General features: G+C 22.8%; 12 protein-coding genes, 3 tRNA genes and 1 rRNA gene. 9 read left to right on the plus strand and 7 right to left on the minus strand.

Annotation, left to right across the window (positions count from 1 at the left end; all coding sequences use genetic code 11):
- Positions 1-16: 16 nt before the first annotated feature.
- Entirely contained in the window at positions 17-1,732 is a 1,716-nt protein-coding gene (argS, locus tag RJT25_RS00790) for an arginine--tRNA ligase (RefSeq protein WP_343126690.1), read from the minus strand.
- 437 nt (positions 1,733-2,169) lie between these two features.
- On the opposite strand from argS, the gene RJT25_RS00795 reads away from it, so the two are divergent.
- The 3 genes from RJT25_RS00795 (at position 2,170) to RJT25_RS00805 (ending at position 3,945) form a co-directional block, all read left to right on the plus strand.
- Positions 2,170-3,723: ribosomal RNA gene (locus RJT25_RS00795) — 16S ribosomal RNA — on the plus strand.
- A 58-nt stretch (positions 3,724-3,781) separates the two neighbouring features.
- Positions 3,782-3,855, plus strand: a tRNA-Ile gene (locus tag RJT25_RS00800).
- A gap of 17 nt (positions 3,856-3,872) precedes the next feature.
- A tRNA-Ala gene (locus RJT25_RS00805) sits at positions 3,873-3,945 on the plus strand.
- A 15-nt stretch (positions 3,946-3,960) separates the two neighbouring features.
- On the opposite strand, the gene rnhA is transcribed toward RJT25_RS00805, so the two are convergent.
- A complete protein-coding gene (gene rnhA / locus RJT25_RS00810; RefSeq protein ID WP_343126691.1) occupies positions 3,961-4,440 on the minus strand; it encodes a ribonuclease HI in 480 nt (159 codons plus the stop codon).
- A gap of 45 nt (positions 4,441-4,485) precedes the next feature.
- Here rnhA and dnaQ point away from each other — a divergent pair, with 45 nt between their 5' ends.
- The 5 genes from dnaQ (at position 4,486) to tadA (ending at position 7,098) form a co-directional block, all read left to right on the plus strand.
- Entirely contained in the window at positions 4,486-5,193 is a 708-nt protein-coding gene (gene dnaQ, locus RJT25_RS00815) for a DNA polymerase III subunit epsilon (protein WP_343126692.1), read from the plus strand.
- A 62-nt stretch (positions 5,194-5,255) separates the two neighbouring features.
- Positions 5,256-5,329, plus strand: a tRNA-Asp gene (locus tag RJT25_RS00820).
- A gap of 117 nt (positions 5,330-5,446) precedes the next feature.
- Entirely contained in the window at positions 5,447-6,013 is a 567-nt protein-coding gene (locus RJT25_RS00825; RefSeq protein WP_343126693.1) for a nucleotide exchange factor GrpE, read from the plus strand.
- 80 nt (positions 6,014-6,093) lie between these two features.
- A complete protein-coding gene (gene smpB / locus RJT25_RS00830; RefSeq protein ID WP_343126694.1) occupies positions 6,094-6,564 on the plus strand; it encodes an SsrA-binding protein SmpB in 471 nt (156 codons plus the stop codon).
- A 45-nt stretch (positions 6,565-6,609) separates the two neighbouring features.
- Positions 6,610-7,098 (plus strand): tRNA adenosine(34) deaminase TadA, encoded by a 489-nt coding sequence (gene tadA, locus RJT25_RS00835; protein WP_343126695.1) that lies wholly within the window; start codon positions 6,610-6,612, stop codon positions 7,096-7,098.
- On the opposite strand, the gene acpS is transcribed toward tadA, so the two are convergent.
- The 5 genes from acpS to lepA all read right to left on the minus strand — a co-directional run bounded on the left by acpS (position 7,076) and on the right by lepA (position 11,785).
- The gene (acpS, locus tag RJT25_RS00840; protein ID WP_343126696.1) at positions 7,076-7,444 is read right to left on the minus strand and encodes a holo-ACP synthase; all 369 of its coding nucleotides are present in this window, start codon (positions 7,442-7,444) and stop codon (positions 7,076-7,078) included. The two genes, tadA and acpS, sit on opposite strands and share 23 nt — an antisense overlap.
- Before the next feature lie 17 nt (positions 7,445-7,461).
- A complete protein-coding gene (gene era, locus RJT25_RS00845; RefSeq protein ID WP_343126697.1) occupies positions 7,462-8,313 on the minus strand; it encodes a GTPase Era in 852 nt (283 codons plus the stop codon).
- 2 nt (positions 8,314-8,315) lie between these two features.
- The gene (rnc, locus tag RJT25_RS00850) at positions 8,316-8,996 is read right to left on the minus strand and encodes a ribonuclease III (RefSeq protein WP_343126698.1); all 681 of its coding nucleotides are present in this window, start codon (positions 8,994-8,996) and stop codon (positions 8,316-8,318) included.
- A 94-nt stretch (positions 8,997-9,090) separates the two neighbouring features.
- On the minus strand, positions 9,091-9,978 hold the full coding sequence (lepB, locus tag RJT25_RS00855; protein WP_343126699.1) for a signal peptidase I: 888 nt from the start codon (positions 9,976-9,978) through the stop codon (positions 9,091-9,093).
- Between the two features lie 10 nt (positions 9,979-9,988).
- Positions 9,989-11,785 carry a translation elongation factor 4 gene (gene lepA / locus RJT25_RS00860; RefSeq protein ID WP_343126700.1) on the minus strand — a complete coding sequence of 599 codons (1,797 nt, stop codon included), beginning with the start codon at positions 11,783-11,785 and terminating at the stop codon, positions 9,989-9,991.
- 207 nt (positions 11,786-11,992) lie between these two features.
- On the opposite strand from lepA, the gene mnmA reads away from it, so the two are divergent.
- Positions 11,993-13,102 carry a tRNA 2-thiouridine(34) synthase MnmA gene (mnmA, locus tag RJT25_RS00865; protein ID WP_343126701.1) on the plus strand — a complete coding sequence of 370 codons (1,110 nt, stop codon included), beginning with the start codon at positions 11,993-11,995 and terminating at the stop codon, positions 13,100-13,102.
- Positions 13,103-13,120 lie beyond the last annotated feature (18 nt).

A 13,120-nucleotide genomic window follows, 5' to 3' on the forward strand; every position in this document is an offset into this window, starting at 1 on the left:
ATAAAAAAAATTTATATTACATTTCATTTACTATAGAAATTCCTAATAGTTGAAGTCCTTTTTTTAATATTTTTGCTGTTAAAAAAATAATTTTAATGCGACTCATTTTAATTTTTTTTATTTTTTCAGAAATAATAGGGCATTTTTCATAAAAACAAGAAAAATTTTCGGATAATGTAAATAAATATTTACATAATAAATGAGGAGTTCCTAATTTTTCTATTTGTAAAAGAATATCATTAAATTTTAATATTTGTAAAATTATTTTTTTTTCATAAATATTGTTTATAATAATAAGATTTTTTTTTTTAAATTTTAAATTTTTAATTTTTTTAAAAATAGATTGAATTCTAGTATATGCATATTGAATATATAATGATGTATTTCCTTTTAAAGTTAATATTTTGTTCCAATTAAAAATGTAATTTTTTTTTCTATTTTTAGATATTTCAAAATATTTAAGAGCTCCAATTCCAATTTTTTTAGATATTTTTCTTATTTTTTTTTGGGTCCAATTTTTATTTTTTTCTTGGAGAATTTTTTGAGTTCTTATAATAGATTCTTGAATTAATTTATATAATGTAATTGTTTTTCCTTCTCTAGTTTTAAAAGGAGTTTTATTTTTTGATAATATCATACCAAATTTATGATGTTCTAAACATAAGTTTGGTGAAATATATTTAGCTTTTTTAGCAATATTCCAGATATTTTTTAAATGTTGAGTTTGTCGTATATCTGTATAATAAATAATTTTATCTATTTTTAAAATTTGACTACGATATTTTAAACATGCTAAATCAGTTGTAGCATATAAATAAGCGCCATTTTTTTTTTGTAAAATTACCCCCATTTTTTTTCCTATACGGTTTTTAGAGGATTTTAAAATAGAAATTATTGTTCCATTTTTTTTAATTGTGATTTTTTTTTTTTTTAAATCTTTTAACATATGAGGAATCATATGATAATAAAAACTTTCTCCAAAAATGTGTTTTTTTTTTAATTTTATTTTTAAAATTTTATATATTTTTTGATTTTGTATAATAGTTTTCTTACGTAATTTTTTCCAAATTTTAAGGTATTTAGGATGCTTATTTTGTAATTTGATAACGCATTCTATAGTTTTTTTAGAAAAATTTTTATTAGATAAAAATTTTTTTTGAGATTCTTTATAAATTTTTTTAAGATTATCAAATTTTGTAATAGAATTTTCCATAATATAGGTAATAATCATTCCTATTTGAGTTCCACTATCTCCAATATGATTCATTTTTATAATGTGATGTCCTAAAAATTTTAATATTCTTGAAGTAACATCTCCTAATACAGTAGAACGTAAATGTCCTACATGCATTTCTTTAGCTATATTAGGAGAAGAAAAATCTATAATAATTTTTTTTTTAGTAATTTTAGGAATTTTAAATGTGCATATATGAAAAATTTTATTAATTTTTAAACAAATCCATTCATTTTTTAAAGTAATATTTATAAAACCTGGTTTTGTAATTGTTAAATTTTGATAAAAAGAAGTTTGTAACATTTTTTTAATAATTTTTTTTGCTAGTTTTAAAACATTTTTTTTTAAAATTTTAGCGAGTGATATAATTCCATTAATCTGATAATCAAAATTTTTATTTTGAGAGTTTTTTTGAATATTAGGGTTAAAATTAGATTTTGCACCTAACTGAATACATATTTCGTATACATTTTTTTCTAATTGAGATAATATTGTCATCTGTTTCTCTTTTTTATTTAATTTTAAAAAATAAAAATATAAAATTTTTTTTATAAAATGTTAAAAAATTTTTTCAAAAAAAAATATTATAAATCTTTTAGAATATATATTAAAGAAAATTTATCTTAAGATATAAAAAATTTAAATATTTTATAGGTCCTTTATTATTTTTTAAAAAAATTATTTTTACTAGATTAATTTTTAAAATATTTTTAAATTTTTAAAGATAATTGTATAATTTGTATATAGAATATTTTTTTAAAAAAAATATATTGACATTTATTAAAAAAGATATATTATAGATTTTGTAAACAAAATGTTCTTTAAAAAATAATCGAAAAATTTATGTGGACATAAAAATTATTAAATGTTCAAAATAGAATTAAAAGAATATTAATTATTAATTAAAAATTAATGTTTTTAAAGTTAGTGTTATTCAATTGAAGAGTTTGATCATGGCTCAGATTGAACGCTGGCGGCAAGCTTAACACATGCAAGTCGTGCGGCATCGTGAAATTTTTTTTTTAAAATTTTGACGGCGAGCGGCGAACGGGTGAGTAATATCTGGGGATCTACCTAAATGAGGGGGATAACCATTGGAAACGGTGGCTAATACCGCATAAAGTTTTAGAACCAAAGTGGGGGACTTTTAAAAAGCCTCACGCATTTAGATGAACCCAGATGAGATTAGCTAGATGGTAAGATAATAGCTTACCATGGCGACGATCTCTAGCTGGTCTGAGAGGATGGCCAGCCACACTGGAACTGAGATACGGTCCAGACTCTTACGGGAGGCAGCAGTGGGGAATATTGCACAATGGGCGAAAGCCTGATGCAGCTATGCCGCGTGTATGAAGAAGGCCTTCGGGTTGTAAAGTACTTTCAGTAGGGAAGAAATTATTTAGATTAATACTTTAAATAATTGACGTTACTTACAAAAGAAGCACCGGCTAACTCCGTGCCAGCAGCCGCGGTAATACGGAGGGTGCGAGCGTTAATCAGAATTACTGGGCGTAAAGAGCTCGTAGGCGGTATTTTAAGTCAGATGTGAAATCCCTGGGCTTAACCTAGGAACTGCATTTGAAACTGAAATACTAGAGTTTCGTAGAGGGAGGTAGAATTCTAGGTGTAGCGGTGAAATGCGTAGATATCTGGAGGAATACCAGTGGCGAAAGCGGCCTCCTGGACGAAAACTGACGCTGAGGTGCGAAAGCGTGGGGAGCAAACAGGATTAGATACCCTGGTAGTCCATGCTGTAAACGATGTCGACTTGGAGGTTGTTTCCTTAGAGAAGTGGCTTCCGAAGCTAACGCGTTAAGTCGACCGCCTGGGGAGTACGGCCGCAAGGCTAAAACTCAAATGAATTGACGGGGGCCCGCACAAGCGGTGGAGCATGTGGTTTAATTCGATGCAACGCGAAAAACCTTACCTGGTCTTGACATCCATAAAATTTTATAGAAATATAGAAGTGCCTTCGGGAATTATGAGACAGGTGCTGCATGGCTGTCGTCAGCTCGTGTTGTGAAATGTTGGGTTAAGTCCCGCAACGAGCGCAACCCTTATCTTTTGTTGCCAGCGGTTCGGCCGGGAACTCAGAAGAGACTGCCGGTTATAAACCGGAGGAAGGTGGGGACGACGTCAAGTCATCATGGCCCTTACGACCAGGGCTACACACGTGCTACAATGGTATATACAAAGAGAAGCAACTCTGCAAAGATAAGCAAACCTCATAAAGTATATCGTAGTCCGGACTGGAGTCTGCAACTCGACTCCACGAAGTCGGAATCGCTAGTAATCGTGGATCAGAATGCCACGGTGAATACGTTCCCGGGCCTTGTACACACCGCCCGTCACACCATGGGAGTGGGTTGCAAAAGAAGCAGGTATCCTAACCGTTTTATTGGAAGGCGCTTACCACTTTGTGATTCATGACTGGGGTGAAGTCGTAACAAGGTAACCGTAGGGGAACCTGCGGTTGGATCACCTCCTTAAAAATTAAAACATTTAATTTTTTATTATATGTTCACATAATTTTTTGATTATTTATAAAGGCTTGTAGCTCAGCTGGTTAGAGCACACCCCTGATAAGGGTGAGGTCGGTGGTTCAAGTCCACTCAGGCCTACTAATTTTTTCATTTTAGGGGCTATAGCTCAGCTGGGAGAGCGCCTGCCTTGCACGCAGGAGGTCAGCGGTTCAATCCCGCTTAGCTCCAAATATATGTTATATTTTATATTTTAATTTTTAAATTTTTTTGATATTGATAATCAAAACATTTTGGTTTTTTTAATATTTTTTTTGAAATTTTATCGCATAAATTTTGCATTGTGTTTTCTATATGTCCTTTAGTCCATATCCATTTAATTTCATGAGAATATAAAGAATTTTTTAATCTAATCCACAAATCTTTATTTTTTATATTTTTTTTATTTTTTTTTTTCCAATTATTTTTTTTCCATTTTTTATACCATATTAAAATTCCTTTTTTTAAATATTGACTATCTGTAATAATAGTGACTTTACAAGATATTTTTAATGCTTCAAATCCATAAATTGCTGCCATTAATTCCATTCGATTATTAGTTGTTAAATAAAAACTTTTATAAATTTTTTTATAATATTTTAAATATTTAATAATTACACAAAATCCTCCAGGACCTGGATTTTTAGAGCAAGCACCATCTGTAAACATTAGGATTTTTTTTTTCATAATTTTAAATTACTCCTGTATAAAAAAATTAATATAGGTGATAATATGTTAGAACGTATAGTATTTTTAGATACTGAAACTACAGGAATGAATAAAACTGGGATTCTTTATCAGAATCATAAAATTATTGAAATTGGTGCAATAGAAATGATAAATAGAAAATTTACTGGAAAAAATTTACATTTTTATTTACAACCCAATCGTTTAGTAGATAACGAAGCGTATAAAATTCATGGAATTTCAAATAAATTTTTAATGAACAAACCTGTTTTTTTTGAAGTTTCTAAAAAAATTTTAAAATTTTTAAAAAATAGTATGCTTGTTGTACATAATGCAATTTTTGATATTAGTTTTCTAGATTATGAATTTAGTTGTGTTTCAACAAATATCCCTAAGATTCATACTTTTTGTAATATTTTTGATACTTTAGTTTTTTCTAGAAAATTGTTTCCTGGAAAAAAAAATACTTTAGATGCATTATGTCAAAGATATCAAATAAATAATAAAAATCGTTTATTACATGGTGCTTTATTAGATGCTAAATTATTAGCTCAAGTATATTTATCAATGACTAGTAAACAAGAAACTTTTTGTTTTAAAGAAAAAAAATATCTAAAAATACAAAAAAAATTGAAAGATATTTCAAACGACATATGTGTGTCTAGTATTATTTATGCTACTAAAATTGAAGAAAAAAATCATTTCAATTATTTAAAAGATATACTTAAAAATTCAAAAAAAAATTTTTGGTAAAATTATTATAATTTTTCTTGACGAATTTATCAAATAATTATAAAATATTTTTATAATAAATAGGTGCGGTAGTTCAGTTGGTTAGAATATCGGCCTGTCACGCCGGAGGTCACGGGTTCGAGTCCCGTTCGCACCGAAAATTTAGTTTAAATATTTTAATTTTAAAAATATTTCTAAAATATAAAAAAAATTTATTTTTAGCAGTAATAAATTTTTTTTAAAAAAAATTATTTTAAAATTAAGGAAATTTAATATGAAATTAGATAAAGAAAAAAAAAAAGATATTTTAATACAGAAAGAATCATTAAAAGAAAATAATTTTGATAAATTTAAAAATTCTTTTTTAAATTCTAAAATTTTTAAAAAATTTAAAAAATATGAAAAAAAAAATATTAAAAAAAAAATTGAATATGATTCTAAATTATTAAATTTTAATCAAATTATGCAAAAAAATATTAGTAAAATTTATAGTTCTTCTTTAGAAAAAAATTTTTTAGAAATTTTTCCTATCATAGATTGTTTAGAGTCTTCTTTAATGGCTATTAAAAATTCTGATCTAAAAGAAAAAAATTTTAAAAAAATGTTAAAAAATATATATAATAAATTTTTATTATTTTTTAAAGAATATAATATTACTGTTATTGATAAAAATAATATTCCTTTTAATCCGTTAATACATCAAGCTATGTCGTTGGATTTTTCAACTAACTATCCTGATAATTATGTAGCAAAGATTATACAAAAAGGTTATTTATTAAACATTAAATTATTAAGACCTGCTTTAGTTTCAGTTTCACAAATGTCTTCTATAAAAAAATAATATTAAAAATTTTTGAGATTTTTTATTATTGAAATATTATAAATTTTATGTATAAGTTTTTTATTTAAAAGAAAAATTTTATGAAAAAAATAATTAATAAAAAAAAAAGTTTTTTTAATAAAAAAGCTTCATATAATTTTTTCTTAATTAAAGAAATTATAGCCGGATTATCTTTAAAAGGATGGGAAGTTAAATCTATACGTTTGGGACGTATTAATTTAACAGGTAGTTATATTGGTATTATTAAAAATGAAATTTATTTAATAGGTGCAAATTTTCAACCTATAAAAACTACAAATTTTTTTTCTTATCAGGATCCATATCGAAAAAGAAAATTATTATTAAAAAGACGAGAAATAAATATTTTATCTATGCATGTTCAAAAATTGAGAAATACTATAATTCCTTTAAAATTATTTTGGAAAAAAGAATTTTGTAAATTATTAATTAGTATTGCTCAAGGAAAAAATTTATTTGATAAAAGATTACAAAAAAAAGAACGAGTATGGAAATTAGAAAAATCTTTTTTAAAAAAACGTTTTTATAATTAATTAATAAAAATTTTAAATATTTATTTTTAAAAAATAAAATATATTATGTTAATACAAGAAGAAAAATGGATGCAATTTGCAATTTCTATGGCAAAAATAGGAGAAAAAAAAGGCGAAGTTCCTATTGGGGCTATTTTAGTCTATAAAAATAAAATTATTAGTCAAAGTTGGAATTCATGTATTAGTAATAATGATGCTAGCGCTCATGCTGAAATTTTAGTAATAAAAAACGGAGGAAAATTTTTAAAAAATTATAGATTATTAAATACTTCTTTGTATGTAACACATGAACCTTGTTTAATGTGTTCTTCAGCTATATTTCATGCTAGAATTAAAAAAATTGTATATGGATCATATAGTTTTAATAAAGAATCTTTAACAAATTTTTTATTTTTTTTTAAAAAAAAAATTAAGCATCATATAAAGGAAATTATTTCCGGAGTTTTATTATATGAATGCTCAATGTTATTAAAAAATTTTTTTAAAAATATAAGAAAAAATAAAAAACATTTTAAGCTTCTAAAATTACAATAGATTGAGCATATTTTTGAGTATCTGTAATACTTAAATGTATTTTATATTTTTTTGAAAAAAAATTTTTATTTAATATTTTTATTGTTGGTTTTCCATATGATGTATGAGAAATTTCTAAATTTTTTAAACTTTTAATATTTTTTATTCCAATTCCTAATGCTTTTAAAAAAGCTTCTTTTGCAGTAAATATTTTAGCTAAAAAATATGAATTTTTTTTATTTTTTAAAAAATTTTGAAGTTCTTTTTGAGATAAAATTTTTAAAGGAATTTTCATATCATATTTTTGAATTAATATTTGTATTCTATAAATTTCTATACTATCGATTCCTATGCCTATAATTTTCATATTTTAATTTCAATGTTTTAAAATGTTGATTTTTCTAAAATAATTATGATTATTAAATAAATTTTTTTTTTAAACATTTTTTCTAAAATGTATTTTGTAGATTTACGATAAAATTTTATTTTTTTTCCGTTTTTTCCTATTAAAATTTTTTTATAACGTAAATTTTTTACTTTAATAAAAATTTTAATAAAATATGCTTTATCTTTATATTTACGAATGAGTGGCGGTAATATTTTTATATTATATGGAATCTCTTGATGTAAACATTTTAGTAAAGATTTTCTTAGGATTTCTTTAATTAAAAACTTTTTAGTACATGTAGTTTTTTTTTTTAATAAATATATATGTTTTTTTTTAGGTATTTTTTTTTTTATTTCAGATATTAATTTTTTTAAAAAAAAATCTTTTTTAGCTGATAAAAGAAAAATTTTGTTGAATATATTTTTTTGAGAAATTTTTTTAATAAATGGTAATAATAATTTTTTATTTTTTATTAAATCAATTTTATTAATAATAATAAAATATTGGACATTTTTTTTTATAATCCATTCTAATATTTTTTGATCTGTTAATGTCCATTTTAATGCTTGAATTACAAATAAAATTAAACAAGATTTATTTGTAATATCATCTTTTAATATTTTTTTTTTAAAAAAAATTTTTTTTTGAGTATCAAATCCTGGGGAATCGATAAAAATGTATTGATATATTTTTTTTGTTAAAATTCCTACAATATTTTTTTGTGTTGTATTAATTTTATGTGATGTAATAGAAATTTTTTGGTTGATTAATTTATTAAATAATGTAGATTTTCCTACGTTTGTTCGACCAATTATTGTAATGATTCCGCAATACTGATTCTCTATCATATTTATTCTATCTCTAATTTGTTTAATGCATGTTGTGCTGCATCTTGTTCGGCTTTTCTGCGGCTTACGCCTATTCCAATTAAAGGATTTTTTAATCCTTTAATTTCACAGGAAATTGTAAAAATTTGATTATGAGCTTCTCCATATACATGACTAATATAATATAATGGTAATGGTAAATGTTTAGATTGTAAATATTCTTGTAATTTTGTTTTTGGATCTTTTTGAATACTATATAAACTAATTTTTTTGAATCGTTTATGATACCATTTTAAAACAATTTTTTCTGTAATATTTATATTACTATCTAAAAAAATACTAGCAATAATAGCTTCCATAGTATTAGCTAGAATTGATTCTCTTTTAAATCCTCCACTTTTTTTTTCGCCTTGTCCTAATTGCAAGAAACCTCCTAAAGAAAATTCACTAGCAATTTCTGCTAAAGTATTTCCTTTAACTAATGTAGCTCGTATTCTGCTCATTCCACCTTCATTAATATTAGGAAAATAATGATATAAAGCTTTTGCTATGATAAAACTTAAAATGGAATCCCCTAAAAATTCTAATCTTTCATTATGCTGGATACTTGCGCTTCTATGAGTTAAAGCATGAAAAAGTAAATTTTTGTTTATAAAATGATAACCTAAAAATTTTTGTAATGTATCAAGCATAATAGTGTTCATAAAGCACCAATATAAAAAATGAAAATAATTATACATCTATTAATGATGTTGTTTTAATTTTTTTGGTAATTTGGTTAATTTTTATATATATTTTTTATTTTATAGTTTTTAAAATTCTAATTTGATTTAATTTATTAATTTTTAAATATTTTTTAAAATTAAAGTTAAAAAATATTTTTTTTACACGACCCAAAATATCTTTTTTAGATACTAACCCCCAAATTCGACTATCATTACTATTATCTCTATTGTCTCCCATTACAAAATATTTATTTTTTGGTATAGTCCAAGTCCATTGTTTATTTTTTATATATTTTTTAAGAATTTTTAAAGGCACTTTAATTCCAGATGTAATTGTAATAATTTTTTCTGTATTATCAATTTTTTCATTAATATATTGTTTAAAGAATGTATGATAATTTTTTTTTTTCATTATTTTTAAATTTTTTTTTTTTGTATATTTAATTTCATGTTTAATATTTTTATTAAAATTATTTTTTTTAGTATGTGAAATAATTTTTATTTTTTTTGTATAAGGATTATATTGAATGATATCATTAGGTATTCCTATAATACGTTTCGTATATAAAATTTTTTTATTTTGAGGATATTTAAAGACTATTACATCATTTCTTTGAGGTTCATAAAAATTTATTAAAATGTTTTCTGTAATTGGATTTTTAAAATTATATTTAAATTTTTCTACATATACTAAATCTCCAGGAATCATAATTGGACTCATAGAATTAGAAGGTATTAAAAAAAATTCATAGAAAAAAATTCTAATAATAAAAAAAAACATTACAAATGGACTAATTGTACTAATTTTTTGTAAATTTTTAAAATAATAAAAAAATTTATTATTTTTATTATATATATAATTATTTTTTTTTAAAAAAGGTAAAATTAAATATTGTATAAACCAAAAGAAAAATGTATTTATAATATAAAAATTCATAATAATAATTAAAAATTTACGCATATTTTATATCCTATTTATTTTTATGCATTTGTAAAGTAGAAAAAAATACTTCTTGAGGAATATTAACATTTCCAATTTTTTTCATTCTATTTTTTCCTTTTTTTTGTTGTTGTAATAATTTTTTTTTTCGACTAATATCACCTCCATAACATTTTGATAATACATTTTTTCTTAATTGTTGAACAGTAGCACGCGCAATAATATGATTTTCAATAGATGCTTGAATTGGAATGTTAAATTGTTGTCGTGGCATTAATCTTTTTATATTTTCAATAATTTTTTTTGAATTTTGTATTGCATTTTTTTTGTGTTGTATGGTAGTTAAAGCATCAATTTTAAGATTATTAATTAAAATATCTATTTTTACTAAATTACTTTTTTGAAATTTTTCAAATTTATATTCTAAAGAAGCATAACCACTAGAAACAATTTTTAATTGATCAAAAAAATTTAAAATAATTTCCGCTAATGGTATTATATATGATATAGACACTTGTGTATCATGATAAAAAATTTTTTTTTGTATTCCTCTTTTTTGAATACAAATTTTAATAATTTTTCCTACATATTTAATAGGAGTTAAGATATCACATAACGCTATAGGTTCTCGAATTTCTTTAATTGTATTAAAAGGTGGAAATTTAGAAGGATTATCTAATAAAATAATTTTTTTGTTCTTAAGCATGATTTCATATATTACAGTAGGCGCAGTTGAAATTATTTTAATATTATATTCACGTTCTAAACGTGATTGTATAATTTCTAAATGTAGTAATCCTAAAAAACCACAACGAAAACCAAATCCTAAAATTTCAGAATTTTCAGGTTCTGTAAATAAAGACATATCATTTAATTTTAGTTTGTTTAAAGCGTCACGAAATAAAATGTATTTTTTAGGATTTAAAGGGAATAATCCTGCATAAATTTTTGGAGTAATTTTTTTAAATTTAGGTAATAAGGATTTTGCAGGATTTTTATAAGATGTAATAGTTTCACCTACTAAACTAGTATCTATTTTTTTACTTCCAAAAATTATCCAACCTACTTCTCCATTATGTAAACATTTTTTATAAATACGTTTAGGTGTAAATATTCCTAAATTTTCTATTGTATAAATTTTTTTAGTTCTTAAAATAATTATTTTTTCTTTTTTTGTAAGATTCCCATTTTTAATTCTAATAATAGATACAATACCAAAATATTTATCAAACCAAGAATCTATAATTAAAGCTTGTAATGGAGCATTATTTTGTCCTAATGGTTTAGGGATAAATTTAATAATTTTTTCTAATAATGTAGTTATTCCTTTTCCTGTTTTTGCTGAACATAAAACAAAATTATTAATTGGTATTTTAATAATGTTTTTGATATCTTGTAAAATTTTTTGAGGATTTGAATTAGGTAAATCAATTTTATTTAATACAGGTAAAATTTTTAATTTTAACTTTTGTGCTTGATAACAATGTGCTATTGTCTGAGCTTCTATACCTTGTGTAGCATCAATTACTAAAATTACTCCTTCACAAGCTGATAAAGAGCGAGAAACTTCATGTGAAAAGTTAACATGTCCAGGTGTATCTATAAAATTTAAAAAAAAAACTTCATTTTTTTTATTTATATATTTTAAAGTAACAGTTTGCGCTTTTATTGTGATTCCTCGTTCTCGTTCTAAATCCATAGAATCTAATACTTGATTAAACATTTCTCTTGGTGTTAATCCTTTACATTTTTGTATTAAACGATCAGATAAAGTTGTTTTTCCATGATCTATATGAGCAATAATAGAAAAATTTCGTATATTTTTCATGTTATATTTTTTTCCATTATGATAAAATAATAATTATAAATATATCGTATTTTTAAAAAATTTTATATTTAATTTTTTTATAAAAAATATTTTTTCTATTTTTAAATTTTTTTTAAAATATAAAATTTTTTATAAATAGTATGAAATTTTTTATTTTTCAAAATTTTATATGTTTAAATAATAAAAATTCTAGAGAAATCTTTTAATATGACAAAAAAAGTTATTGTAGCAATGTCTGGAGGCGTAGATTCTTCAGTATCTGCATGGTTATTACTTCAAAAAGGATATCATGTAGAAGGTTTATTTATGAAAAATTGGGAAGAAGATGATAAACATGGTTATTGTTCTTCTGCAAAAGATTTAAAAGATGCTCAAAACGTATGTAAAAAATTAGGAATTTTTTTGCATATAATAAATTTTTCATATGAATATTGGAAATATGTTTTTTTAAAATTCTTAAAATTTTATCAAGAAGGAAAAACACCTAATCCTGATATTTTATGTAATCAAATAATAAAATTTAAATATTTTTATAATTTTTCTTTTGAAATGTTATCTGCAGATTATATTGCTACAGGACATTATGCTCGATGTATTAAAAAAAATGATCAATATTATTTATATCGAGCTAAAGATTTAAAAAAAGATCAAAGTTATTTTTTGTATACTTTAAATTCTAAAAAACTTTCTAAAATTTTGTTTCCAGTAGGTAATTTTAAAAAATCTTTTATACGAAAAATTGCATTTAATATTTCATTAAAAGTTTTTAATAAAAAAGATTCTATGGGTATTTGTTTTATTTCTCCAAAAAAATTCTCTTTATTCTTAAAAAAATATTTGTTTGAAAAATCCGGTAAAATTCAAACAATGTCTAAACAAAATATTGGAATACATAAAGGTTTATTTTATTATACGTTAGGTCAAAGAAAAGGATTAAAAATTGGAGGTTTAAAAAATAATTTAGGATTTCCTTGGTATGTAGTTCAAAAAGATATTGTAAATAATGTTTTAACTGTAGTACAAGGATCAGGTAATCCTTATTTATTATCTGTAGGATGTTTTATTAAAAAAATATTTTGGATTAATATTTTTAAAAAAAAAAAAAATTTTTTTTGTACTGTAAAAATTAGATCACAGCAATCTCCAGTATTATGTCGAGTTTTTATATTAAAAAAAAAAAAAATAAAAATTTTTTTTAATTCACCTTTATTAGCTGTAGTTCCTGGTCAATCATCAGTTTTATATCATGTAAATTGTTGTTTAGGAGGCGGAATCATAGATACTTGTATTCCTTATATACATAAAAAAAAATTTTAAAATTTTTTATTTTAATTT

This window comes from Buchnera aphidicola (Nippolachnus piri) (assembly GCF_039383305.1).
Classification (GTDB): Bacteria; Pseudomonadota; Gammaproteobacteria; order Enterobacterales; family Enterobacteriaceae; genus Buchnera_F; species Buchnera_F aphidicola_AZ.

Bases quoted from the DNA above. Each gene is read 5' to 3' on its own strand.
- RJT25_RS00825 (WP_343126693.1), top strand. From the start codon at position 5,447: ATGAAATTAGATAAAGAAAAAAAAAAAGATATTTTAATACAGAAAGAA.
- acpS (WP_343126696.1), bottom strand. From the start codon at position 7,444: ATGAAAATTATAGGCATAGGAATCGATAGTATAGAAATTTATAGAATA.
- smpB (WP_343126694.1), top strand. From the start codon at position 6,094: ATGAAAAAAATAATTAATAAAAAAAAAAGTTTTTTTAATAAAAAAGCT.
- rnc (WP_343126698.1), bottom strand. From the start codon at position 8,996: ATGAACACTATTATGCTTGATACATTACAAAAATTTTTAGGTTATCAT.
- lepB (WP_343126699.1), bottom strand. From the start codon at position 9,978: ATGCGTAAATTTTTAATTATTATTATGAATTTTTATATTATAAATACA.
- rnhA (WP_343126691.1), bottom strand. From the start codon at position 4,440: ATGAAAAAAAAAATCCTAATGTTTACAGATGGTGCTTGCTCTAAAAAT.
- dnaQ (WP_343126692.1), top strand. From the start codon at position 4,486: ATGTTAGAACGTATAGTATTTTTAGATACTGAAACTACAGGAATGAAT.
- era (WP_343126697.1), bottom strand. From the start codon at position 8,313: ATGATAGAGAATCAGTATTGCGGAATCATTACAATAATTGGTCGAACA.
- argS (WP_343126690.1), bottom strand. From the start codon at position 1,732: ATGACAATATTATCTCAATTAGAAAAAAATGTATACGAAATATGTATT.
- lepA (WP_343126700.1), bottom strand. From the start codon at position 11,785: ATGAAAAATATACGAAATTTTTCTATTATTGCTCATATAGATCATGGA.
- mnmA (WP_343126701.1), top strand. From the start codon at position 11,993: ATGACAAAAAAAGTTATTGTAGCAATGTCTGGAGGCGTAGATTCTTCA.
- tadA (WP_343126695.1), top strand. From the start codon at position 6,610: ATGTTAATACAAGAAGAAAAATGGATGCAATTTGCAATTTCTATGGCA.